Annotated in this window: 1 pseudogene; it reads left to right on the top strand. The window is 54.1% G+C overall.

Going from position 1 to position 231, the window contains the following annotated elements:
* Positions 1-113: 113 nt before the first annotated feature.
* Positions 114-231: pseudogene (locus ACPYOI_RS37230) on the top strand (bifunctional demethylmenaquinone methyltransferase/2-methoxy-6-polyprenyl-1,4-benzoquinol methylase); the annotation flags it as partial.

The raw sequence follows: 231 nt of genomic DNA, 5'->3' as shown, positions 1-231 counted from the left end.
CCTTAGATCGGAATCGATTTGAGGATAAAAGTATGCAGCAAACTTAAAGGGCTACAGCGACCTTTGCGCGTCACATATGACACGCGGCGCTATAGTGTAACGGAGTTGAGCCGATGGCAGACAGCCGCACCTCCGCCGATGGCGGCATGGAAACATCCTATGGCTTTCGCGAAGTGGCCGATGGCGAAAAGCAGGGCCTCGTCAACGAGGTGTTCCACAAGGTTGCCAATC

This window comes from Rhizobium sp. SVR5-2C, assembly GCF_056755115.1.
This window is presented reverse-complemented; position numbering and strand designations above follow the sequence as displayed.